Source organism: Fulvimarina manganoxydans (genome assembly GCF_900176465.1).
Lineage (GTDB): Bacteria > Pseudomonadota > Alphaproteobacteria > Rhizobiales > Rhizobiaceae > Fulvimarina > Fulvimarina manganoxydans.
Genome location: NZ_FWXR01000001.1, coordinates 291696 through 313753, shown reverse-complemented (window position 1 = coordinate 313753; position 22058 = coordinate 291696). Strand labels below are relative to the sequence as shown.

Here is a 22058-nt window from a genome sequence, read left to right as displayed (position 1 = left end):
GAAAACCTGCGCGATCAATCGAAGGTGTAAGGCGCGCCGGCGGCGTTGATGACCTGGTTGTATTGGCGGAAGATATCGACGACCTTCTGATGGGTCTCGCTTTCTTGCGCGATCTCGTCCCAGAACTTGACGGCGGCGTCTTCGACCGTTTTCCACTCCGCAGCCGGCACCGTGCGCAAAGCGAGCTTGTCGCCCGTCGCACGCAGACGCGCTTCGCCGCCCCAATACCACTGATTGCGGTAGAAATGCCCCGCCTCGATGCCGGCCATGACGACGGACTTCAGATGCTCCGGCAGCTCGGCCCAGCGATCCTTGTTGACAAAGAAGGACCCGATCCAGGCGCCGGAGATGTTGTTCGTCAGGAAGTAGTCGGTGACGTCCGCCCAGCCGACCGTGTAATCCTCGGTGATGCCGGACCAGGCCATGCCGTCGAGCTCGCCGGTCTGGACGGCGACTTCCGCGTCTTCGTAAGGAATATTGACCGGTACGACGCCGAATTGCTGCAGGAAGCGGCCGGCGGTCGGGAAGGTGTAGAGCCGCAAGCCCTCGAGATCGGCGAGCGATGTGATTTCCTTCTTAGTGTTGAAGTTGCAGGGGTCCTGGCCGGCCGAGGACAGCCACTGCACGCCAACTTTGTCATATTCCTCGCGCCAGATATCGGCGAGGCCATATTGGTTGAAGAGCACCGGAACGTCGAGAATCGACTTGGTGGCGAAGGGGAAATAGCCGCCGAAGACCCGGAGCGGAGTGGGCGAGGCCATGGAGTCGTCGTCGGAATGGACGGCGTCGATCGTGCCGCGCTGAAGGGCCTGGAACAGCTCGCCGGTCGGGACGAGCTGATCGGCGTTGTAGAGCTCGATCTCCAACTCGCCATTGGCGTTTTTGTTGATGTAATCCACGATCGGCTTGGTGACATGTTCACCGAGCGCGGCGCCCGCATAGGTCTGGAACCGCCAGCGGATCGGCTCCTGCGCTCTGAGGATCGAGGGGGCTGCGAGAGTCGCCGGGGCCGCGAGAGCAGCGCTCGTCAAAAACTTGCGTCTTGTCGTCATGTCATCTCTCCGTTCGGGTTCCGGCCGGCAAGGCTCCGACCGATCTCTGGGTTTTAGAGGTCGTAGATCTCGGCCGGCAGCCACAGAGCAATCTGCGGGAAGGCCATGACGAGAGCGAGGGCGAGGATCATGATGAGAACAAAGGGCACGATGGACCGATAGATGTCGGTCAGCGAGATCTCCGGCGGCGCCATGGCGCGCATCAGGAAGAGATTGTAGCCAAAGGGCGGCGTCATATAGGCGATCTGGCAGGTGATCGTGTAGAGGACGCCATACCAGACGAGATCGAAGCCGAGATGGTCGACGAGCGGCACGTAGAGTGGCGCCACGATGACCAGCATGGCGGTGTCGTCCAGAAAGGTCCCCATCACCAGGAAGGACAGCTGCATCAGGATCAGGATCACCCACGGATTGAGCCCGAGCTGCTCGGTGAACAGCGTCTCGATCGCCCGCACCGCGCCAAGCCCGTCGAAGACGGCGCCGAAGGCGAGAGCGGCGGTGATGATCCACATGAACATGCAGGTGATGGCGAGCGTCTGTCGCACGCTGACCTCGAAGACCGCCTTCGTCATCCGCCCTTTCAGAACGGCCGCTATAAAGGCGGCGGCCGCGCCGACGACGGAGCTTTCAACCAGCGAGGTCCAGCCGCTGACGAAGGGAACGATCATCACGGCGAAGACGACCAGCGGCAGAATGCCAGCGCCCAGGAGCCGCAACTTCTCGGCGCGGGGCACGGCGGCCCGTTCGGCGGCGGGCAGCACAGGCCCGAGTTCCGGCGAAATCCGGCAACGGATCGCGATATAGAGGATGAAGAGCCCCGCCATAAGGAGCCCCGGAAATACACCGGCAAGCCAGAGCTGGCCGACGGGCTGGCGCGCAATCATCGCATAAAGGACGAGCACCACCGAGGGAGGCACGAGGATGCCGAGTGACGAGCCGGCCTGTATGACGCCGGTCACCATTCGCTTGTCGTAGGATCGCCTCAAGAGCTCGGGCAAGGCTATGGTTGCGCCGATCGCCATGCCGGCAACAGACAGGCCGTTCATCGCGGAGATCAGGACCATGAGCCCGATCGTGCCGATGGCGAGACCGCCGCTAATGCCGCCCATCCAGACATGAAACATGCGGTAAAGATCGTCGGCGATGCGCGATTCCGAGAGGACATAGCCCATGAAGATGAACATCGGCACGGTCAGAAGCGGATACCAGCGCATCACCTTGATCGCCTGGGCGAAGGCGAGGTCGAAACCGCCCCGATCGCCCCAGAGCGCGAGCGCCGCGATGACGGCGACGAAGCCGATGGCTCCGAAGACGCGCTGACCGGTCAGCAGCAGCACCATCAGGCTGGCGAACATCGTGATGGCAATCAGATCATAGCTCATCGGCCGGTCTCCTCGCCGACCGTTCGGCTCGCTGGATCGTCATGCTGATCGCCGGGATTGCGGCCGGGCGGCGTCTCGCCGGAAAGGCGCAGGATGTCCTTGAAGAATTCGGAGACTGCCTGGGCGATCATCAGGATCGTCGCGACGACGAGGGCGAGCTTGATCGGCCAGAGATAGGGATGCCAGATCGAGCGGCTGCGCTCGCCATATTCGATCGAATAGGAAAAGCTCGCCCAGGCGCCCCAGAGCAGCACGAACAGATAGGCGATCAGGCAGAAGATGGTGATCGCATCCACCGCCGCCTTCTTTTTAAGAGACCAGTTCTCGTAAAGAAGGTCCATGCGGACATTCGATCCCATCTGGATCGCGTAAGGACCGCCGAAGAAGAAATAGGCCACCATCGCGAACTGCGCCGCTTCGAGCGTCCAGAGCGAGGGCGAGAAGGCCGCCTTGGAAATGATCGACCAGAGAAGGATCGCCATCATCGCGAAGAGACCGTACATGGCTATCCGGCCAATCCGATAATTCACCTCGTCGACGAAGCGGATATAGCTGCGAAGAAACCTCACCAGACCGCCCTCGCCTTTGGGGCCGGGCGCGAAAGCCGGCCGGTTTCAAGGTCCATTATCGCCATCGTCTCGGCAAGAAGGCCGGCAAGCTCACCCGCCACGAGGTCGGCTGCGGCCTTCGTCGCGACGAGGTCGTTCCGAATTTCGAGCATCGCGCGCGGTAGGTTCTTCTCGGCGCCATGCATCTCCAGCGTGTGGAGAACGCCGTCAGCCGGCGAATAGGGCTGGTTCGGCTCGGCCGTCAGCCGCGTAAAGCCCGGCGCGCGCGCCAGCATCAGCTGTGCAAGCCGATCATCGGCGTCGAAGAGAATGCCGAGCTCGGTTTCTCGCTTTTGGCCGAAATAGACCGGCGTGAAGGAGTGAATGGTGACGAGCGCCGGCGCCTGACCGGACCGCTTCTGGACATCCTCGATCGTCGCGGCAACCAGCGCGTGAAAGGGATGATACAGCGCCGCGATACGCTCTTTTTTGGCCGCATCATCAAGGTCGCGATTGCCCGGAACGTCGTAGGTCTCGCTGCGCTCCGGCATGGCGGTCGCAGCCTCCGGCGGCCGATTCAGATCGTAAAGGAGGCGGGAATAGTTGGCAGCCACGAGAGGCGCATTGAGCGCTTCGCTCATGGCCTTAGCGACATCGAGCGCGCCTGGGTCCCAGGCGATGTGGGCCGATGCGCTTTCCTCATCGAGGCCGAGCCGGCCGAAGACCTCCGGTATGAAAGGGCTGGCATGTTCGCAGACCAGCACCAACGGTGCCGCTCCGCTCGCGTTCAGGACGGAGCCGGATGCTGCAGATGCGAAAGAATTGGGCGTGGCGCTGTCCTGCATATGAAAAGATCACTACAGGAGGACGCATTCTGTCAAGCCGCTTGTAGAATTCTCTTCACAGTCTCATAGTTTGTTGGAGGATACGCGCTTTGGTCGCATTCCACCTGTTTGCGTGAGGCTCGGGAGGGCCGTGTCATGGGTGAACCCAGTCGGGAATCCTTTGCGCTACGGCTCCGCCGCGCGATGGATCAGTTTACCCCCTCCGAACGCCAGCTCGCCGCCACATTGCTTGCCGATTACCCGGCCGCCGGGCTTCAATCTTCCGTTCGCCTTGCCGAGATTGCGGGCGTCTCGACGCCGACGATCGTGCGCATGGCCCGCAAGCTTGGCTATGACGGCTTCACCGCCATGCAGGAGGTCATGCGCCAGGAGGTTTCCGAACAGGTCAAGAAGCCCGCGTCCAAACACGCCGAATGGCATGCGCGGGGATCCGATCGCCATACCGTGAATCAGTTCGGCGATCTCGTCTCGGCTAACTTGCGGGCGACGCTGGATGCCTTGGACCTTTCGACCTTCGATCAGGTCGCGGCGTTGTTGTCGGACACGCAGCGCTCGGTGCTGATCGCCGGCGGGCGGATCACCCGCACATTGGCCGACCATCTCCACAACCATCTGCACATCTTACGCCCGGGCGTTTCGCAAATGGGCACCTCGGCCCATCTCTGGCCCCATGCCCTTCTCGATCTCGGTCCCGGCTCGATCCTCGTCCTGTTCGATATCCGACGCTATCAGAGCGACTATCCGCTCATCGCCGAACTCGCGCAAAAGCGCGGCGCGGAGATCGTGCTCTTTACCGACCAGTGGGGCTCGCCGGTCTCGAGCCATGCGAACCATGTCTTTGCAGCCAATGTCGAAGCGCTGACCAGTTGGGACTCGACCATGACGTTGATGTTTCTGGTCGAAGCTCTGATCGCCGAAGTCTCGAACCGGCTCTGGTCCGTCAGCCGCAAACGGGTGGACGAGCTCGAAGACATGTTCGATTGTCTCGGCACATTTGGCGGCGGACATGACAATGGCGGCGCATAACGCCGCCATTGAAAAACAATCAAGCAAAGGCCCTCTGCGCCTCTGCACAGTTTGGCGCAGGTGACCTGCGATCAGCGCGGCAGCGTCGTCTGGCCCATCAGATCGAGATCGATCGCACGGGCGGCCTGACGGCCCTCGCGGATCGCCCAAACCACCAGCGACTGCCCTCGGCGCACATCGCCCGCCGTGTAGAACTTGTCGACGGAGGTCTTGTAGGCCTCGTCATTCGCCTCAACCGAGACATTGCCGCGCCGGTCGGTGCGAGTGGCGAGCTTGTCGCCCATCTCCGCCAGCACACCTGTCTCGAAGGGTCCGGCAAAGCCGATGGCGATGAAGGCAAGATCGGCCTTGATGACGAATTCGGTGCCGGCGATCGGCTCGCGCTTCTCGTTCACCTCGGCACATTTGACGCCGGTGAGGACGCCATCTTCGCCGACAAAGGCGAGCGTCGCGATCTGGAACTCGCGGACGGCGCCTTCCGCCTGGCTGGACGAGGTGCGCATCTTGGTCGCCCAATAGGGCCAGACGGTCAGCTTGTTCTCCGTCTGCGGCGGCTGCGGGCGGATATCGAGCTGGGTAACCTTCACCGCGCCCTGGCGGAAGGCGGTGCCGACGCAGTCGGACGCAGTATCGCCGCCACCGACGACGACCACATGCTTACCCGCCGCCCAGATTTCTTCTTCCGGCCAACCGGTCGAATCGATGTTCTCGCGCGCCACGCGCCGATTCTGCTGCACGAGATAGGGCATCGCGTCATAGATGCCGGCCAGACCCTCGCGATCGATCCCCGCGTCGCGGGGTTTCTCGGCGCCGCCGCAATAAAGAACCGCGTCATAGGTCGAGAGAAGCTCCTCGACCGTCTTGTCGACGCCGATATTGACACCGCAATGGAAGCTGACGCCCTCGCCTTCCATCTGCTTCACGCGGGCGTCGATATAGTGCTTTTCCATCTTGAAGTCGGGAATGCCGTAGCGCATCAGGCCGCCCGGCTTCGACTCGCGCTCATAAACGTCCACATCGTGCCCGGCTCGGCCGAGTTGCTGGGCGGCGGCAAGCCCTGAAGGGCCCGAGCCGATGATGGCGACGCGCTTGCCGGTTTTCTCTTTCGGCGGCTGCGGCTGAATTGCGCCCGCCTCATAGGCCTTGTCGGCGATCGCCTGCTCGACCGTCTTGATCGCCACGGGGACGTCTTCCAGGTTGAGCGTGCAGGCTTCCTCGCAAGGCGCCGGGCAGATGCGCCCCGTCACTTCCGGGAAGTTGTTGGTGGAATGGAGATTGCGGATCGCCGCGTCCCAATCGCCCTGATAGACGAGATCGTTCCAGTCCGGGATCTGGTTGTGAACCGGACAGCCCGTCGGCCCGTGGCAATAAGGAATGCCGCAATCCATGCAACGGGCCGCCTGCTTGGCGACCTCGGGATCCGACATCGGCAGGGTGAATTCGCGGAAATGCCGGATTCGATCGGAGGCCGGCTGATATTTCGGCGTCTGCCGATCGATTTCGAGAAAGCCGGTTACCTTACCCATGTCCGTCTCTATCCACCTCAGTTCCACACAAAAAGCGCAGCACCCATCCGGTGCGCCGCAACAAGACGCGCTTCAAACCCTTCTAAAATGATTTTGGCGCCGGCGTCAGCCCCTCAGCCAATTCTCGATCCGAAGGTTCGGCACGCGCGAGAATTCCTTCTCGTTGTCTGTCACCAAAACGACGTCCAGCGCAAGCGCGTGCGCCGCGATCAGAAGGTCGTTCGGGCCAATCGGCGTACCATTGCGGCGCAAATGGGCACGCAGACGGCCGTAAACGCGATCGGCCGGCGACTCGAATGGCAACACGGAGAGATAGTCCAAGATCTCATCGATCCGCCGAAGAAGCCGTTTGCTCGAGCGCCATTCAGCGCCATAGTGAACTTCCGCCGCGGTGATGATGCTGATCCCGCAGACATCCACACCGTGATCCATTATCCTGTTCCCTACCGGACCGCTCTTCGATTTCGTCAATTCGCTGAACGCGTTCGTGTGCAATAGGAAGCGAATCATCTCTCGTCATTGCCTGGAGATGCGCCAAGATTGGTCTCGTCGAGAGGCAACATGTCACCGTCATCGATGTGCGGGAATTCGTCCTCCGTTCCTAAGGCCTCCTCCGCGGCAAAGCGCTGCAGCATCTGCTGAAAGGCTTTGTTCTTCTCGTTGGCTGACATCGGCGAGATCGTGATCTCTCCAGTCGCCAACTGGCGCAGGATGACCTCCTCAGCGTTCAGCTCGAATTCCGCCGGAATCCGCACGGCCCGGCTGCGGCCGTTGCGAAAAATCTTTGCGCGCCTTTCTTTCACTTCGGCCATGGACGCATCTCCTTCGACCAAGCACTGAGTCGGGAACCAGTCCGATCCATGCGAACCGGCATATGCCACTGGCATATGCCAGCAATCTAAGCCGGTCAGATCTCCCATACAAGTTGATCGAATCAGGACGGATCGGTCGCCTTGAAACTCTCTCGATCCGACACTTCTCCCCACCAATCGGCCAGCCCGTCGATGCTCAAGAACTCGTCCTTATCGGGGGTCATCGCGATATAGGCGACGAGCGGCGCCAGATAGAGATCGGCGAGCGAGATCTCGTCACCTGCGAGAAACGCGTCACCACCGCGAATCCGCATCAGCTCCACCAGCGCCTTGCGGGCGTTCTCCTTGCCCCGGCGGTGGGCCCCGTCATCCTTGCCGCCAACGAAGTCCGGGAAGAGATGATAGGCGACCACACCGCCCACGATGGGTCCGTAAGCGTAGGAGTCGACGATGTTCGTCACCATATCCATCCGCGCCCGGTTCTTCGGGTCGGATGGGATAAGTGATGGGCCCGGCAGAACCGTATCGAGATACTGACAGATCGCCGCTGTCTCGTAGATGCGCATGCCGTCGTGATCGAGGACGGGCACCTTTCCAAAGGGGTGGCGCTTCAGATGCTCCTCGCTCTTCGGCTCGCCTTCGAGCACGTTGACCGGGACCTGTTCGTAGTCGCTCACGCCCTTTTCGTTCAGCAGCATTTTGACGGTGCGCACATAGGTCGAACCGTCGAAACCCCAGAGCTTAATGTCGGCCATAGATTCTGTCCTCGTATCTTTGCCGGCCACCGAATGGCGGCCGCGAGGCGCGAACTAGTGCCAACAGGGCAACCGGCGATTGCCGCTTGCCCAAAGAGGCCATCACAAATGACTGACCCGGCGTGTCGGCACCCTATTCGACGGTGACGGCCGTGCCGGAGGCGACGACCATCAGCATGGAGGACGAGTTGTTGCCAGAGGTGATGTTCTCGTAATCGAGATCGACTCCGACCACGGCATTGCCGCCGAGACGGCGCGCCTCCTCGGCCATTTCGCCGAGGGCAAGCTCGCGGCCCTCGCGAAGGCTGGCTTCGTAGGAGCCGGACCGCCCGCCGACGATGTCGCGGATCGAGGCGAAGAAATCGCGAAAGACATTGGTGCCGAGGATCGCCTCCCCGGTCACCACGCCATGATAGGCGACGATCCGCCGCCCTTCGAGGGTCGGAGTGGTCGAGACGATCATTCCGCCGCCACACCCATGCGCATACGCTCCATCTCCTGCAGCGCCCGACGATATTCGACCGGCATGACCTTCACGAATTTCGGCCGGTAATGCTCCCAATTGTCGAGCATCTCCTTGGCCCGGCCGGAACCGGTGTAATGGAGATGGTTCGAGATCAGCTGGAAGAGCCGCTCGTCGTCATGGCGGGTCATGTCGGAGGAGACGTCGACCCGGCCCTTATGCTGAAGATCGCCGCCGTGATGGTGAAGCTTCTCCAGGAGATCGTCCTCTTCCGGTACCGGCTCCAGATCGACCATGGCCATGTTGCAACGCTCGGCGAAGTCTCCGAGTTCGTCGAAGACATAGGCGACGCCGCCGGACATACCGGCCGCGAAGTTGCGCCCCGTCTGGCCAAGAATTACCACGACGCCGCCGGTCATATATTCGCAGCCATGGTCGCCGACGCCCTCGACGACGGCAATCGCGCCCGAATTGCGGACGGCGAAGCGCTCGCCGGCAACCCCCCGGAAATAGCACTCGCCCGAGATCGCGCCGTAGAGCACCGTATTGCCGACGATGATCGATTCCTCGGGAATGATCTTCGAGTTCGGCCCCGGCCGCACGATGAGCTTGCCGCCGGAAATACCCTTGCCGACATAGTCGTTCGCTTCGCCCTGAAGGTCGAAGGTCACGCCATGGGCAAGGAAGGCGCCGAAGCTCTGCCCAGCCGTGCCAGTCAGCTTCACCGAGATCGTGTCGTTGCGAAGCCCCTTCAGACCGAAGCGCTTGCAGACTTCGCCCGACAGCATCGCGCCCGCCGACCGGTCCACATTGGTGATCGCGGTCTCGATCTCGACCTTCTGGCGGCTGGTCAAGGCGGCCTCCGCCTCGGCGATCAGCTTGCGATCGAGGACCTCGTCGATCGGATGCTTCTGGCGCTCGGTCCAGCGCATCGCCTCGGGCTCGGCCTTCGGCTTGTAGAAGATGCCCGTGAAGTCGAGACCCTTGGCTTTCGCGTGGTCGATGACCTCCTTCTTGTCGAGCCATTCGGACTGGCCGATCAGCTCGGCGAGCGAGCGCACGCCCATCTCGGCCATGAGCTGGCGCGCCTCTTCCGCCACATAGAAGAAGTAGTTCACCACATGCTCGGGCGTGCCCTTGAAGCGCTTGCGCAGGACCGGGTCCTGGGTCGCGACGCCGACGGGGCAGGTGTTGAGGTGACACTTGCGCATCATGATGCAGCCGGCAGCGATCAAAGGCGCCGTCGCATAGCCGAACTCGTCGGCTCCCAGCAGCGCACCGATGATCATGTCGCGGCCGGTGCGCAGGCCACCATCCACCTGCAGGCAGACGCGCGAGCGAAGACCGTTGAGAACCAGCGTCTGCTGGGTCTCGGCAAGGCCCATCTCCCAGGAGGAGCCGGCATGCTTGATCGAGGTGAGCGGCGAGGCGCCCGTGCCACCGTCGAAGCCCGCCACGATGATATGGTCGGCGCGCGCCTTGGCCACACCGGCCGCCACCGTGCCGACACCGACCTCCGACACCAGCTTGACCGAGATGTCGGCCGCCGGATTGACGTTCTTCAGATCGTAGATCAGCTGGGCCAGATCCTCGATCGAATAGATGTCATGGTGCGGCGGCGGCGAGATGAGGCCGACGCCGGGGGTCGAGAAGCGGGTCTTGGCAATGGTCGCGTCGACCTTATGGCCGGGCAGCTGGCCGCCCTCACCGGGCTTTGCCCCTTGCGCGACCTTGATCTGCAGCATGTCGGCATTGACGAGATATTCCGTCGTCACGCCGAAGCGGCCCGAGGCAATCTGCTTGATGGCCGAGCGCTCCGGGTTCGGCGAGCCGTCCCGCATCACCTGGAAGCGATCTGGCTCCTCGCCGCCCTCGCCCGTATTCGACTTGCCGCCGATCCGGTTCATGGCCCGGGCAAGCGTCGTATGGGCTTCGCGCGAGATCGAGCCGAAGGACATGGCGCCGGTCGCAAAGCGCCGGACGATATCCTTCGCCGGCTCCACCTCATCGAGCGGAATCGCCTTTCGGCCCATCTCCTCGGCCGAGCGGATGCGGAAGAGGCCGCGGATCGTCTGCTGATCCGTCGCCGCCTCGTTCACCATGCGGGCGAAGTCCTGATAGCGCTCCCAGCTGTCGGTGCGCACCGCATGCTGAAGCGTCGCCACCGCATCCGGCGTCCAGAGGTGCTTCTCGCCGCGCATGCGATAGGCGTATTCGCCGCCGACCGCGAGGGACTTGGCTAGCACCGGATCGTCGGAGAAGGCGGCCGCGTGACGGACTTCACTCTCGCTGGCGACCTCGTCGAGGCCGATGCCCTCGATCGTCGTCGCGGTTCCGGTGAAGTAACGCTTCACGAAATCGGAATTGAGACCCACAATGTCGAAGATCTGGGCGCCGCAATAGGACTGGTAGGTCGAGATGCCCATCTTGGACATGACCTTGAGAAGCCCCTTGCCGACGGACTTGATGTAGCGGGTGACGACTTCGGTCGGATCCACCTCGGGCGGGAATTCGCCCTTGGCGTGCATGGCAAGCAGCGTGTCGAAGGCGAGATAGGGATTGATCGCCTCGGCGCCGTAGCCGGCGAGGCAGGCGAAGTGATGGACCTCGCGCGGCTCACCCGATTCGATGACGAGACCCGCCGCCGTGCGAAGGCCCTTGCGGATGAGATGGTGATGGACCGCCGCGCAGGCGAGAAGCGCCGGGATTGGCAGACGGTCCGGGCCGACCTGGCGATCGGACAGGATGATGATGTTGTAGCCGCCGACGACAGCCGCCTCGGCGCGCTCGCAGAGCCGGTCCAAGGCGCCGCCCATGCCCGCCGCGCCCTGTTCGGCCGGATAGGTCATGTCGATGGTCTTGGTGTCGAAGCGATCCTCGGTGTGACCGATATTGCGGATCTTTTCGAGATCGCCATTGGTCAGGATCGGCTGGCGCACTTCCAGCCGCTTCTTGCGGGAGGAGCCTTCCAGATCGAAGATGTTCGGCCGCGGCCCGATGAAGGAGACGAGGCTCATCACCAGCTCCTCGCGGATCGGATCGATCGGCGGATTGGTGACCTGGGCGAAATTCTGCTTGAAATAGGTGTAGAGCAGCTTGGGCTGGGACGACATCGCCGAAATCGGCGTGTCGGTGCCCATGGAGCCGATCGCCTCCTGGCCGGTCGTCGCCATCGGCGCCATCAAAGCGCGCGTGTCCTCGATCGTGTAGCCGAAAGCCTGCTGGCGATCGAGCAGCGACACGTCGGAGCGCGAGGCGCGCGGCGCGACGGGCTTCAGATCTTCGAGGATGATCTGGGTGTTCTTCAGCCAGTCCTTGTAAGGGTTGCCGCCGGCGATCTCCTTCTTGACGTCTTCGTCGGAGACGATCGTCCCCTTTTCGAGATCGATCAGAAGCATGCGGCCCGGCTGCAGGCGCCACTTCTTGACCACCTTGGCCTCGTCGACGGCGAGCGTGCCGGCTTCCGACGCCATGATGACGAGATCGTCGTCGGTGACGATGTAGCGTGCCGGGCGAAGCCCGTTGCGGTCGAGCGTCGCGCCGATCTGGCGCCCGTCGGTGAAGGCGACGGCGGCCGGCCCGTCCCAGGGCTCCATCAGCGCCGCATGATACTCGTAGAAGGCCTTGGTCTCCGTCGACATCTGCTTGTTGCCGGCCCAGGCCTCGGGGATGAGCATCATCATGGCGTGAGACAGCGGATAGCCGCCCTGGACCAGGAATTCGAGCGCGTTGTCGAAGCAGGCGGTGTCCGACTGGCCTTCATAGGAGATCGGCCAGAGCTTGGAGATGTCGTTGCCGAAGAGCTCGGAATCGACCGAAGCCTGACGCGCTGCCATCCAGTTGACGTTGCCGCGCAGCGTGTTGATCTCGCCGTTATGGGCAACCATCCGATAGGGATGCGACAGCTTCCAGGACGGGAAGGTGTTGGTGGAAAAACGCTGATGGACCAGCGCCAGGGCCGACTGGAACCGCTCGTCCTTCAGATCGGCGTAATAGGCGCCGAGCTGATAGGCGAGGAACATGCCCTTATAGACGATGGTGCGCGAGGAGAGCGAAACCGGATAAAAGCCCGTGTCCCGCGTGTCGTATTCCGCATAGACCCGGTTCGAGATCACCTTGCGCAGGATATAGAGCCGACGCTCGAACTCGTCGTCGGAGGACAGAGCCGGCGAACGGGCGATGAAGAGCTGGCGGTGGACCGGCTCGGTGGCGACGATCTCCGGCGCCTTGGACAGGCTCTCATTGGAGACCGGCACATCGCGCCAGCCAATGACGGTCTGGCCCTCAGCCGCGATCACCTCCTCGACGAGGGTTTCGATCGCGGCCCGCAGCTGGGCGTCCTGCGGCATGAAGATATGGCCGACGCCGTAATGGCCGGGTTCGGGCAGATCAATGCCCTGTTCGGCCATCACCGCCTTGAAGAAGCCATGGGGCAGCTGCACCAGCATGCCGGCGCCGTCGCCCATCAGCGGATCGGCGCCGACAGCGCCGCGATGGGTCAGGTTCTCGAGAATTTCGAGACCCTTCTCCACGATCGAGTGAGACGCCTGGTTCTTCATATGCGCTATGAAGCCGACGCCGCAGGCGTCGTGCTCGTTGCGCGGATCGTAAAGACCGACGCGGCTCGGCCGTGCCCGGTCGAACTCCTGCGCGCAAGTCTCGGCGGCTTTCGGCGCACCGGCGCCTCCAACGGCGATTGATGGCGTAAGCTTCGTCATCGCGTCGTCTCCCTGTCGCGCTCCAGCTCGCTGACATGCGAGCGGCGCACACTTTTATGCGGATGCCGGCCCGTTGAGCATTCGGCCATCCTTACGATTGCAAATTCCGCTGCCGAAGATCGGCTCGTCCTCGGGACCACCTTATGCGATAGGATCGCCGCCTCGGCCATCCCCGATGTCGCACGGCCGGCCGCCATCCCCGGACACATGGGCGCAACGCCACCCGTTCCGCGCCCGACCGGCTCGAAATAAGTCAGCATAGCTGTCCTAATTGCGCGGAATATGGCAGAGTTTGAAACGCTCGGCAAGCGGGGCCTCGAACTAGTCAGACGAGTCCCTTTCGCGATGAAGGCGCGCCGGGGCGAAAAATCGCCGTCGCGCTTTGGACGAGTCCCTTTCGCGATGAAGGCGCGCCGGGGCGAAAAATCGCCGTCGCGCTTTGTCGGCATCGTGGGGCTCTCGCCGTCATTGCGGCGGGGGTGCCCCATCTTGCACCGAAGCTAGGAGGCGTATAGCGCTTGGCCCATGATCTTCGCTTCCGACAATTGGTCCGGCGCCCATCCCGCCGTCAACGATGCTCTCGCCCGCCATGGGGAGGGCATGGCCGCCGCCTACGGCACCAGCGATCTCGATAAGGCCGTCGAGAAGCGCTTCGACGAACTCTTCGAACGCGAGGTCGCCGTCTTCTTCGTGGGGACGGGCACGGCAGCTAATTCGCTTGCCTTCGCCTCGGTCAACCGGCCGGGCGGCGTGGTCCTGTGCCATCGCGAAGCCCATGTCATTGAAGATGAGTGCGGCGCGCCGGAATTCTTCACCCATGGCGCACGAATGGCGCCGGTCGACGGCTCGGCGGGCAAGATCGATCCGGTGCGGCTGAAGCGCGAGCTTGAGCGCTTCAAGCCGGACTTCGTCCATGCCGGCCAGCCCATGGCGGTGACGGTCAGCCAGCCGACCGAGGTAGGCACTCTCTATACGAGCGATGAGCTCGACGCGATCTCCGCCGTCACGCGCGGCAAGGGGCTGACGCTCCATATGGACGGTGCCCGATTCGCCAACGGTCTCGTCGCCACCGGTCAGTCGCCGGCGGAGATGACATGGAAGCGCGGCGTCGACATTCTCTCATTTGGCGCCACCAAGAATGGCTGCTGGTGTGCCGAGGCCATCGTCGTCTTCGACCCGGCCAAGGCCTCGCAATTTCCCTATATCCGCAAGCGCGGCGCTCAGCTTTTCTCCAAAACGCGGTTCGTCGCGGCGCAGTTCATGGCCTATCTCGACGACGGGCTCTGGCTCGATCTTGCCGCTCACGCCAATCGGATGGCCGATCGCCTGCGTTCGGCGATCGATGCGAGCCCCCATGCGCGCCTCGCCTGGCCGACCGTCACCAACGAGATCTTCGCGGTCATCGAGACGGCCACAGCCGAGCGCCTCAGGACCAAAGGCGCGGTATTCTACGATTGGAATCCGCCCCATGACGCCCATGATCTGATCGGACCGGACGAGATGCTGGCCCGTCTCGTCACCAGTTGGTCGACGAGCGAGAGCGATGTCGACCGATTCGCGGATAGTATTGAAGCCGGCGCCTGACGGGTCCACATTCCTCCTATCGACACGGCCCGCCCTGTCACGACGGGCCGATAAAAAGGAGGAACCGTCATGTCCGCAACAGCCTATGAACAAGGCAAGCTGGCCTTTGCACACAACCACCCGATGTCGTCCTGCGAATACCCCGTGGGATCGAGTTTCCGGGCCGAATGGATGTCCGGCTGGACCGAAGCGCGTCAGGCCGACGAGCGTAAGAGCCACGGCGAACCACCGGCAAGCCTGATGAAGGATGCCGGACGGGCGACGCATCTTGGCCGATCCCAAGCGCATGAAAGCTGATCGCTCGAACGATTAGAGCGGTATTGGGAGCGCGATGATCTTCTGGTCATCGCGCTTTTTTTCATTCGAAAGGGGCGGAAGGCCCCGCATTTCAGAGCGAAAGGCGAGAAATCGGGACGAGATATGCCACACTTGCGTCGAACAACCTGTATCGACGCCTCGGCACCTCAGATACGGGATATTCGCTTTTAACGCGCTCGTCATGCTCGGGCTCAGTCCCGAGCATCCAGTGCGTCGATGAAGCCACTCTTTTTGCAGACGTTTCTGGATTCTCGGCACGGTGGCCGAGAATGACGAAGCGTCGAAAATGGCGGCTTTGCGGTCAAGTCGCCGACTGCGCTCGATCGTAGTGTAGCGTACTGTGAATCGAGATCGCCATTTCCCGCTAAGTCTTTGTTTTATAGCTTGATGCGGTCGGAAAAGTCATGCAACTCTCCCGCATCATGCTCCAACCGGATCGTCCCATAAAAACGGCGCCCGAGAGGGCGCCGTCGAAATAGCGGAAAATCCAAAATGCAAAATCAGGCGGCGTTGGCCTCGATCTGCTTGGAGTCGTTGTTGTTGTCGGCGACCGAAATCTCGATCTTGCGCGGCTTCATGGCCTCCGGAATGACCCGGACGAGATCCACATGGAGTAGGCCGTTCTTCAGGCTCGCCCCTTTCACCTCCACATGATCGGCCAGTTGGAAGCGGCGCTCGAAAGCGCGGCCCGCAATGCCACGATGGAGATATTCGACCTCGTTGTCGCCCTCGGTCTCGGCCTTCTCGCCCTTCACGGTCAGCGTGTTCTCACGCGACTCGATGGAAAGGTCGGATTCGCCGAAGCCCGCGACGGCCATGGTGATGCGATAGGCGTTCTCGCCCGTCCGCTCGATGTTGTAAGGCGGATAGGTCTGACCATTGTCGGGCTGCGACATGTTGTCGAGCATCGAGAAGAGGCGGTCGAAACCAACGGTCGAGCGATAGAGCGGTGCAAAGTCGACGTGACGCATGTTCATGTCCTCCAAAAGAGCAACTTTAAAGCGTATCGATGATCGGCAATCGCGCCCCGAAAACCGGCGGCGCCGTCCGATGAGTGGCCCCGTTTGGCGGCCACGGAATTGAGATGGTTTGAACCGAATTCGAGTTCAAGAGCGCTTCGATCCATTTCTGCATTTTTCTCGCAAGACCCTGATCGCTAACGTTTTTCTGAATGATCGATGAACAGCGTCTTCCAGGGGCGTTCATTTGCCGTCGTTCAAAAAGGCATGAACCGAACGAGGCGTTCCTGCGAGACATCTGCATCCCCCGCCCCTCTCGCAGCGAACAGACGTCTCGGGCGCACCGGACCAGCCACTGCGAAAAGCCCTCGAGCCTTTCGTCTTCGGTTGGTCGCAGAAACGGTCGCGGCGTCCCGTCCCTTCCGCCGTGGCCGCTCGAACCGGGAGCCTTGGAAACGGGGCTCCCGGTTTTTCGTCTGGCGCAGTCCCTGCGCACTTCCCCTCCAAACGCCGATCGCTTTGACCTTGCTCCCGATCAAGGGATAGAAGAACGGGCCGTATCGGCCGATGCGCAGCCATCGCCTTCGCCACTTCGGACGTTTTTCAGATGACCGCGCATGTTTCGGCGAGCGATTTCGCCCTTCTTAACGACAATCCACCCCCGCCCGGCCTGAAGGCTGTCGAAGTCACCACCGCCGACAAAGTCCGCCTGCGCTGCGCAGTCTCGGCGCCTAAGGACGGGCCGACACGCGGAACCGTGCTGATCCTCCAGGGGCGCAACGAGACGATCGAGAAATATTTCGAGACCATGGCCGATCTCAATCGGCGCGGCTTCATGGCGGCGGCCTTCGACTGGCGCGGCCAGGGCGGATCGGCGTCGCGACCCGCCAAGGGCGAGCGTGGACGGCCGCCCCGTCCGGGCGACGGGCGCCGCGCCGGCTATGTGCGGCGGTTCAAGGGATATGTCGACGATCTCGAAGCCGTCATCCACGATCTCTTGCTGCCGGATTGTCGCCCGCCTTACGCAATTCTGGCCCATTCCTCCGGCGCGCTGGTCGCCCTGTCGGCGTCCGAGAGACTGACCAACCGCATCGAACGGATGGTTCTATCGGGCCCCTTCGTGGCTCTGCCGCCCGGCTCGCCGCCGCTGGGCCTCATGCGTTTCGTGGCCTTAAGCCTGCGGCTCCTTGGCTTTGGCCATCTACCCGTTCGGCGCGCCGTTCTACCCGGCAATATGGGAACGCCGGCCGAAAACCCCCTCACCCATGATCCAAGGCGCTTTGCCCGCAATCGGCATCTGGCCGAAAGTCATCCGGAACTCTTCGTCGGGCCGCCCACGGTCGGCTGGCTCGCGGCGGTAACCGGTGCGATGCGGCGCCTGCAGCGCTCCGACGTCGTCGCCCGCCTGTCGATCCCGACGCTCTTCGTTTGCGCAGGCGGAGACCGGGTCGTTTCGACCCCTGCTGCCGAGCAACTGGCCTGGCGCATGCGAACGGCCTCCAGCCTGACGCTGCCGGGAGCGCGCCATGAACTCTTGCAAGAGGCTGACCGCCACCGCGAACCGCTTCTGGCCGCGATGGAGACCTTCTTCTCAGAAGCGCTTCCGTTTCCCGATCCAGCCGATGCGGCTTGGGCGGACGGGATGAAAGCCGATGGCGACAATGCACGATCGTCGGCAGAGGCTGCCGAGTAGTCGTGCCAATCGGACCGATCAGCCGTTGAGGATCTCGAGCGCCGTGGCGTGCAGCTCAGGTGTCGCGGCGGCGGCGACATTTCCGCCGTCCTCGGCCCGTCCACCCTGCCAGGTCGTGATCACGCCCCCGGCCGCCTCAATGATCGGGATCAGGGCAACGATGTCGTAAGGCTGCAGACCGGTCTCGACGACGAGATCGGCATGTCCCGCCGCAAGCATGGCAAAAGCGTAGCAATCGACGCCAAAGCGAGTCAGGCGGGCCGTGTCTTCCAGCTGTTCGAAGGCCTTGAGCGCCTGTCCCTCGTACAGCCGCGGCGTTGTCGTGAAGAGGACGGCATCTGTGAGGCGCGTCGTCTCACGCGTTTTCAACGGGGTGCGCGTTTCGCCGCGACGAAGCTCCGCGCCTTCAAAACCGGCAAGAAAGCGCTCCCCGGTGAAGGGCTGGGACATGATGCCGGCGACCGCCCGCCCCGCTTCGCAATAGCCGATCAGCGTGCCCCAGACCGGCACGCCGGCGATGAAGGCGCGGGTCCCGTCCACCGGATCGATCACCCAGCGGCTGTCGCCGGTGCCGGTCGATCCATATTCTTCGCCCAAAATGGCATGAGCGGGAAAACGCGCTTCGATCGCCTCGCGAATTGCGCGTTCGGCAGCCCGGTCCGCCTCTGTCACCGGATCGAAATCGGCGGGTCGCTTGTTGTCGATGCCGAGCACCGTGCGAAAGAGTGGAAGGGTTTCGCGATCGGCGGCATCGGCCAAGGCGAGAAGCGTTTCGAAATCGGTGGGGTTCGCCATGGTCGTGCGCCTTTCGCTCGTCGGATCTCGATAGACCTCGACATAGCGGAAGAGGATGTCGAAAGACACGGCGAAGGAAGACGTCCATACCAAAATTCCCGCCCGCGATGATCCGCGACCAGGCCAAAAAGCGTCTTTCGCTTACGAGCAAAAATTCAGGTAAACCTCGGAAGAGCGGCTCTGGTTGAGCCTGTTCCACGACTCCGGCAGCTCATCGGCCGCTCCCGAGTTCCGTCAGTCTATATGCCGCTCGGCCTCGTCCCCGACGACAGACCCTTGAAAGGCTTTCTACGCGGCTTCCTGCTGGGGTGGCTCCATCGGATGCTCCCTTTCCGCCTCTGGCATGGTCAGAGTGACGCTTTGATGACAGGTCGTCAATCCGGAGCCTTTGACACGCCGCACCAATTCGTCGCGGCAATGCGGCATGTCTTTGACAGGCTTCAAGCGTCAAGCACCGGACGAATTGCGCCCACTTCGGTCTTCTCCCAATTGCGCAGCGTCTTGAAACCTATCTCCCGATAGGTTTCGGCCAAGCCGGCATCCGCATCGGCGAAGGCGCGCGCGACGACGGCCGCCACCAGCGCCTCGCTCGCTCGCGTCGTGCCGTCATCGATCTTGAGCGCGAAACCGAGCCCGAGTTCCGGGATCGCGCCGCAAAAGACGCCTTCCGCGCCGGTCTTGGCGAAGACGCGGCCTGGCGCGGCGTCCATCAGCGCGGCGCAGGCGCGCTTGGTGCCGGACATGGCGAAAGGCTCCGCCATGCAGGCCTCGATGAGGCGCTTGCCGGCGGCAGAACGGGAGGCCTCGACGCCTTGCCCCGAGACGAGCTTCGCGAAGCCTTTCGCAAAACCTCTGAGCGGCGCGGCATAGGTCGGTATCGAACAGCCATCCGTTCCGCAGACATCCGCGCCGAGCCTTTCACCGGTCAAATCCTCGATCGCCTCTCGCGCTCGCATCTGGACCGGGTGAGCCGCGCCCACATAGCCAGCCGGCTCTTCGCTTAAGTGAACGGCCGTGCAGAGAAAGCCCGCATGTTTGCCCGAGCAATTGTTGTGAAGCGGGCCCGGCGCCTCCCCCGAGCGCGCGAGATCGAGCGCGACGGGCAGATCGAAGGGCCAATGACAGCCGCATTCGAGCCGCGTCTCGCCGAGCCCGGCCTTGGCGAGCATCCCGGCGGCAAGGCGCACATGCTCCGGCTCCCCTGAATGGGAGGCGCAGGCGAGCGACAACTCCTCCTGTGACAGTTCGAAGCGATCGGCCGCGCCGCTCTCGATGAGTTGCAGCCCCTGGAAGACCTTGATCGCGGATCGCGGAAAGACCGGGCGCTCGATATCGCCGGCCGATGCGACGACCCGACCGTCCGCTTCCACCAGCGCGAAGGCGCCGCGATGGAAGCTCTCGACGAGGTCGCCTCGGGTCACTTCCACGAGAACGGGATTTTCCATGGCCGCGCGACTCCTTAAGAACCCGGATACTGCCGGGCGACGCGCTCCGGCGCGCTCCTCTACCAAGCCATGACCGCCGCTTCCAGTGCGCTGAGAGGGTCTTTGAAACGCTTCATGAGAATGCTTCGCTTCGTCTTCGTCGCCTTCCTCCTCGTCTTCGTGCTGCCGGCGGCTGTGTCCGCCGGGCTTTGGCTGGTGGGCGACCATCCGCGATCCTGGCGCGCGGCGGACTGGACTTCGGCCCATCTTCTTCCGCCGGCAAGCGAGTTGAGGGAGCCGGCTCTCTATATTCTGGCGGCCCGAACCGGCGGCCTGAAAGGCGCGGTGTCGGAGCATTCGTGGATCGTGATGAAGGAAGCCGGTCGACAGTCATACGAGCGTTTCGACAAGGCCGGTTGGGGCGAGCCGATCAAGACGAACAATTGGGCGCCCGATGCCCGCTGGTATTCCAACGAGCCCTATGTGGTCGCCGAATTCCACGGAGAGGCAGCCGAGACGCTCATCCCGCGCGTGAAAGCGGCGATCGCCGCCTATCCCTATTCCCATCGCGGCGACTACCAGATCTTTCCCGGGCCAAATTCCAATAGCTTCGTCGCCTATGTCATGCGCAGGGTTCCGGGCCTCGGCGCGTTTCTGCCGCCGGCGGCGGTCGGGCGCGATTATCCGGTCGACGGCTCTCTATTCGCCCTCGACACGGAGCGCGGCGAATTGCGCCTCTCGTTCTGGGGCTATGCGGGGCTCGCGGTCGGGCGCGATGTCGGCTTCGAGATCAATATTCTCGGTCTCGTCGCGGGCTTCGATCCCTTCGACCTTAAACTGAAGGTTCCGGCCTTCGGGACGGTTGGCTAACGGCAAGCCTTTCTTGATTTCCAAACGGTCCCACCCGGCGACTTGCGCCCGGAAGCCAGCTTGCCTAAACCCCCGGCGAAATCTCAAGACCCTTCCCGCCGGATCGATTTTTGCGAGCCGGCTGCCTGTTGCGGAAGAAGGCCTCAACCATGTCCGAATTGAAGACGCCTTATTATCTCATCGACGAAGCGCGCCTGGCGGACAATCTGCGCGTCATCGACCGCCTGCGCGAATTGTCTGGCGCCAAGCTGCTGCTTGCGTTGAAATGCTTTGCAAGCTGGGGCGTTTTCGATCTGATGCGCGAGCATATGGACGGCACGACCTCGTCCTCGCTCAATGAGGTTCGGCTCGGCCAGACGCGCTTTGGCGGCGAAACCCATGCTTATTCGGTCGCCTATTCCGACGACGAAATCGAAGATGTCGTCGGTCATGCCGACAAGATCATCTTCAACTCGATCTCTCAGCTGACCCGCTTCGAGGCCCAAAGCGCCAACATCGTCCGTGGCCTCAGGCTCAATCCGGGTGTCTCGTCTTCCGAATTCGATCTTGCCGATCCGGCGCGGCCCTTCTCGCGGCTCGGCGAGCACGATCCGGCGCGGGTCGAGACGGTGATCGACAAGATCAGCGGCTTCATGGTCCACAACAATTGCGAGAACGGCGATTTCGCCCTTTTCGACGATCTGTTGGCGAAGGTCGAGGCTCGGTTCGGCGATCTCTTCCACAAGGTCGAGTGGGTGAGCCTCGGCGGCGGCATCCATTTCACCGGCAAGGACTATCCGCTGGAAAAGCTCGCGGCGCGGCTGAAGGCCTTTGCCGAGACCTATGGCGTCCAGGTCTATCTGGAGCCCGGCGAGGCGGCGATCACCAAGACGACGACGCTGGAAGTCACCGTTCTCGATAAGCTTCATAACGGCAAGGATCTCGTTGTCGTCGATTCGTCGGTCGAGGCCCATATGCTCGACCTCCTCATCTACCGTGAGAGCGCCAAGATCGAGCCGAACACCGGCCCTCACCGCATCATGGTCTGTGGCAAGTCGTGCCTCGCAGGCGACGTTTTCGGCGAATTCTCTTTCGAGACGCCCTTGGAAATCGGCGATCGCATCTCCATTCAGGATGCGGCCGGTTACACCATGGTCAAGAAGAACTGGTTCAACGGCGTCAACATGCCGTCGATCGCCATCCGCCGACGCGACGGGACCATCCGCGTCGCGCGGCAATTCACCTATGACGACTACGAAAACAGCCTCTCGTAAGGCACTTGGATCGAAAGCTGGGTCCTTTTGGGGAG

General features: G+C 62.6%; 19 protein-coding genes. 6 read left to right on the top strand and 13 right to left on the bottom strand.

Annotated elements, in window-relative coordinates:
- Positions 1 to 14 precede the first annotated feature (14 nt).
- Genes B9A15_RS01435 through B9A15_RS01420 form a run of 4 tightly spaced genes read right to left on the bottom strand, consistent with a single transcriptional unit; the run spans position 15 to position 3827 of the window.
- The gene (locus tag B9A15_RS01435) at positions 15 to 1052 is read right to left on the bottom strand and encodes a TRAP transporter substrate-binding protein (RefSeq protein WP_084408173.1); all 1038 of its coding nucleotides are present in this window, start codon (positions 1050 to 1052) and stop codon (positions 15 to 17) included.
- A 53-nt stretch (positions 1053 to 1105) separates the two neighbouring features.
- A complete protein-coding gene (locus B9A15_RS01430; protein WP_084408172.1) occupies positions 1106 to 2434 on the bottom strand; it encodes a TRAP transporter large permease in 1329 nt (442 codons plus the stop codon).
- Positions 2431 to 3003 carry a TRAP transporter small permease subunit gene (locus tag B9A15_RS01425; protein WP_342170048.1) on the bottom strand — a complete coding sequence of 191 codons (573 nt, stop codon included), beginning with the start codon at positions 3001 to 3003 and terminating at the stop codon, positions 2431 to 2433. Before B9A15_RS01425 ends, B9A15_RS01430 begins: the two co-directional genes overlap by 4 nt.
- Positions 3000 to 3827, bottom strand: coding sequence for an N-formylglutamate amidohydrolase (locus B9A15_RS01420; RefSeq protein WP_084408170.1), 828 nt, complete (start codon positions 3825 to 3827; stop codon positions 3000 to 3002). Before B9A15_RS01420 ends, B9A15_RS01425 begins: the two co-directional genes overlap by 4 nt.
- A gap of 135 nt (positions 3828 to 3962) precedes the next feature.
- On the opposite strand from B9A15_RS01420, the gene B9A15_RS01415 reads away from it, so the two are divergent.
- Positions 3963 to 4853: a MurR/RpiR family transcriptional regulator gene (locus B9A15_RS01415; RefSeq protein ID WP_084408169.1), complete on the top strand. Its 891-nt coding sequence runs from the start codon at positions 3963 to 3965 to the stop codon at positions 4851 to 4853.
- 71 nt (positions 4854 to 4924) lie between these two features.
- On the opposite strand, the gene B9A15_RS01410 is transcribed toward B9A15_RS01415, so the two are convergent.
- The 6 genes from B9A15_RS01410 to gltB form a co-directional block, all read right to left on the bottom strand.
- Positions 4925 to 6379, bottom strand: coding sequence for a glutamate synthase subunit beta (locus tag B9A15_RS01410; RefSeq protein WP_084408168.1), 1455 nt, complete (start codon positions 6377 to 6379; stop codon positions 4925 to 4927).
- Between the two features lie 105 nt (positions 6380 to 6484).
- Positions 6485 to 6889: a type II toxin-antitoxin system VapC family toxin gene (locus B9A15_RS01405; RefSeq protein ID WP_084408167.1), complete on the bottom strand. Its 405-nt coding sequence runs from the start codon at positions 6887 to 6889 to the stop codon at positions 6485 to 6487.
- A complete protein-coding gene (locus tag B9A15_RS01400; protein WP_084408166.1) occupies positions 6886 to 7191 on the bottom strand; it encodes an antitoxin in 306 nt (101 codons plus the stop codon). The genes B9A15_RS01405 and B9A15_RS01400 overlap by 4 nt, the downstream gene beginning before the upstream one ends.
- Before the next feature lie 122 nt (positions 7192 to 7313).
- Complete coding sequence (locus B9A15_RS01395; RefSeq protein ID WP_084408165.1) at positions 7314 to 7946, bottom strand: glutathione S-transferase family protein; 633 nt, start codon at positions 7944 to 7946, stop codon at positions 7314 to 7316.
- A 133-nt stretch (positions 7947 to 8079) separates the two neighbouring features.
- A complete protein-coding gene (locus tag B9A15_RS01390) occupies positions 8080 to 8409 on the bottom strand; it encodes a heavy metal-binding domain-containing protein (RefSeq protein WP_084408164.1) in 330 nt (109 codons plus the stop codon).
- Entirely contained in the window at positions 8406 to 13127 is a 4722-nt protein-coding gene (gene gltB, locus B9A15_RS01385; RefSeq protein WP_084408163.1) for a glutamate synthase large subunit, read from the bottom strand. The genes B9A15_RS01390 and gltB overlap by 4 nt, the downstream gene beginning before the upstream one ends.
- 525 nt (positions 13128 to 13652) lie before the next feature.
- Here gltB and B9A15_RS01380 point away from each other — a divergent pair.
- Together B9A15_RS01380 and B9A15_RS01375 are read left to right on the top strand one after the other, a co-directional pair.
- Complete coding sequence (locus B9A15_RS01380) at positions 13653 to 14711, top strand: threonine aldolase family protein (RefSeq protein ID WP_084408162.1); 1059 nt, start codon at positions 13653 to 13655, stop codon at positions 14709 to 14711.
- Between the two features lie 69 nt (positions 14712 to 14780).
- Positions 14781 to 15008, top strand: a complete 228-nt coding sequence (locus B9A15_RS01375) for an Rmf/CrpP family protein (protein WP_084408161.1) — start codon at positions 14781 to 14783, stop codon at positions 15006 to 15008.
- 521 nt (positions 15009 to 15529) lie between these two features.
- On the opposite strand, the gene B9A15_RS01370 is transcribed toward B9A15_RS01375, so the two are convergent.
- Positions 15530 to 16000, bottom strand: coding sequence for an Hsp20 family protein (locus B9A15_RS01370; RefSeq protein WP_084408429.1), 471 nt, complete (start codon positions 15998 to 16000; stop codon positions 15530 to 15532).
- Between the two features lie 595 nt (positions 16001 to 16595).
- Here B9A15_RS01370 and B9A15_RS01365 point away from each other — a divergent pair.
- Positions 16596 to 17681: an alpha/beta fold hydrolase gene (locus B9A15_RS01365; RefSeq protein WP_084408160.1), complete on the top strand. Its 1086-nt coding sequence runs from the start codon at positions 16596 to 16598 to the stop codon at positions 17679 to 17681.
- Positions 17682 to 17699: 18 nt separating this feature from the next.
- Here the strand turns inward: B9A15_RS01365 and hisN are convergent, their stop codons facing one another.
- Positions 17700 to 18476 carry a histidinol-phosphatase gene (gene hisN, locus B9A15_RS01360; RefSeq protein ID WP_084408427.1) on the bottom strand — a complete coding sequence of 259 codons (777 nt, stop codon included), beginning with the start codon at positions 18474 to 18476 and terminating at the stop codon, positions 17700 to 17702.
- A 440-nt stretch (positions 18477 to 18916) separates the two neighbouring features.
- The gene (locus B9A15_RS01355; RefSeq protein ID WP_084408159.1) at positions 18917 to 19921 is read right to left on the bottom strand and encodes an asparaginase; all 1005 of its coding nucleotides are present in this window, start codon (positions 19919 to 19921) and stop codon (positions 18917 to 18919) included.
- Positions 19922 to 20041: 120 nt separating this feature from the next.
- On the opposite strand from B9A15_RS01355, the gene B9A15_RS01350 reads away from it, so the two are divergent.
- Positions 20042 to 20770, top strand: coding sequence for a DUF3750 domain-containing protein (locus B9A15_RS01350; RefSeq protein ID WP_342170041.1), 729 nt, complete (start codon positions 20042 to 20044; stop codon positions 20768 to 20770).
- A gap of 149 nt (positions 20771 to 20919) precedes the next feature.
- On the top strand, positions 20920 to 22023 hold the full coding sequence (gene nspC, locus B9A15_RS01345) for a carboxynorspermidine decarboxylase (protein WP_084408157.1): 1104 nt from the start codon (positions 20920 to 20922) through the stop codon (positions 22021 to 22023).
- Positions 22024 to 22058 lie beyond the last annotated feature (35 nt).

Bases quoted from the DNA above. Each gene is read 5' to 3' on its own strand.
- B9A15_RS01380 (WP_084408162.1), top strand. From the start codon at position 13,653: ATGATCTTCGCTTCCGACAATTGGTCCGGCGCCCATCCCGCCGTCAAC.
- hisN (WP_084408427.1), bottom strand. From the start codon at position 18,476: ATGGCGAACCCCACCGATTTCGAAACGCTTCTCGCCTTGGCCGATGCC.
- B9A15_RS01370 (WP_084408429.1), bottom strand. From the start codon at position 16,000: ATGCGTCACGTCGACTTTGCACCGCTCTATCGCTCGACCGTTGGTTTC.
- B9A15_RS01355 (WP_084408159.1), bottom strand. From the start codon at position 19,921: ATGGAAAATCCCGTTCTCGTGGAAGTGACCCGAGGCGACCTCGTCGAG.
- B9A15_RS01350 (WP_342170041.1), top strand. From the start codon at position 20,042: ATGCTTCGCTTCGTCTTCGTCGCCTTCCTCCTCGTCTTCGTGCTGCCG.
- B9A15_RS01435 (WP_084408173.1), bottom strand. From the start codon at position 1,052: ATGACGACAAGACGCAAGTTTTTGACGAGCGCTGCTCTCGCGGCCCCG.
- gltB (WP_084408163.1), bottom strand. From the start codon at position 13,127: ATGACGAAGCTTACGCCATCAATCGCCGTTGGAGGCGCCGGTGCGCCG.
- B9A15_RS01410 (WP_084408168.1), bottom strand. From the start codon at position 6,379: ATGGGTAAGGTAACCGGCTTTCTCGAAATCGATCGGCAGACGCCGAAA.
- B9A15_RS01375 (WP_084408161.1), top strand. From the start codon at position 14,781: ATGTCCGCAACAGCCTATGAACAAGGCAAGCTGGCCTTTGCACACAAC.
- B9A15_RS01405 (WP_084408167.1), bottom strand. From the start codon at position 6,889: ATGATTCGCTTCCTATTGCACACGAACGCGTTCAGCGAATTGACGAAA.
- B9A15_RS01420 (WP_084408170.1), bottom strand. From the start codon at position 3,827: ATGCAGGACAGCGCCACGCCCAATTCTTTCGCATCTGCAGCATCCGGC.
- B9A15_RS01430 (WP_084408172.1), bottom strand. From the start codon at position 2,434: ATGAGCTATGATCTGATTGCCATCACGATGTTCGCCAGCCTGATGGTG.
- nspC (WP_084408157.1), top strand. From the start codon at position 20,920: ATGTCCGAATTGAAGACGCCTTATTATCTCATCGACGAAGCGCGCCTG.
- B9A15_RS01390 (WP_084408164.1), bottom strand. From the start codon at position 8,409: ATGATCGTCTCGACCACTCCGACCCTCGAAGGGCGGCGGATCGTCGCC.
- B9A15_RS01365 (WP_084408160.1), top strand. From the start codon at position 16,596: ATGACCGCGCATGTTTCGGCGAGCGATTTCGCCCTTCTTAACGACAAT.
- B9A15_RS01400 (WP_084408166.1), bottom strand. From the start codon at position 7,191: ATGGCCGAAGTGAAAGAAAGGCGCGCAAAGATTTTTCGCAACGGCCGC.
- B9A15_RS01415 (WP_084408169.1), top strand. From the start codon at position 3,963: ATGGGTGAACCCAGTCGGGAATCCTTTGCGCTACGGCTCCGCCGCGCG.
- B9A15_RS01395 (WP_084408165.1), bottom strand. From the start codon at position 7,946: ATGGCCGACATTAAGCTCTGGGGTTTCGACGGTTCGACCTATGTGCGC.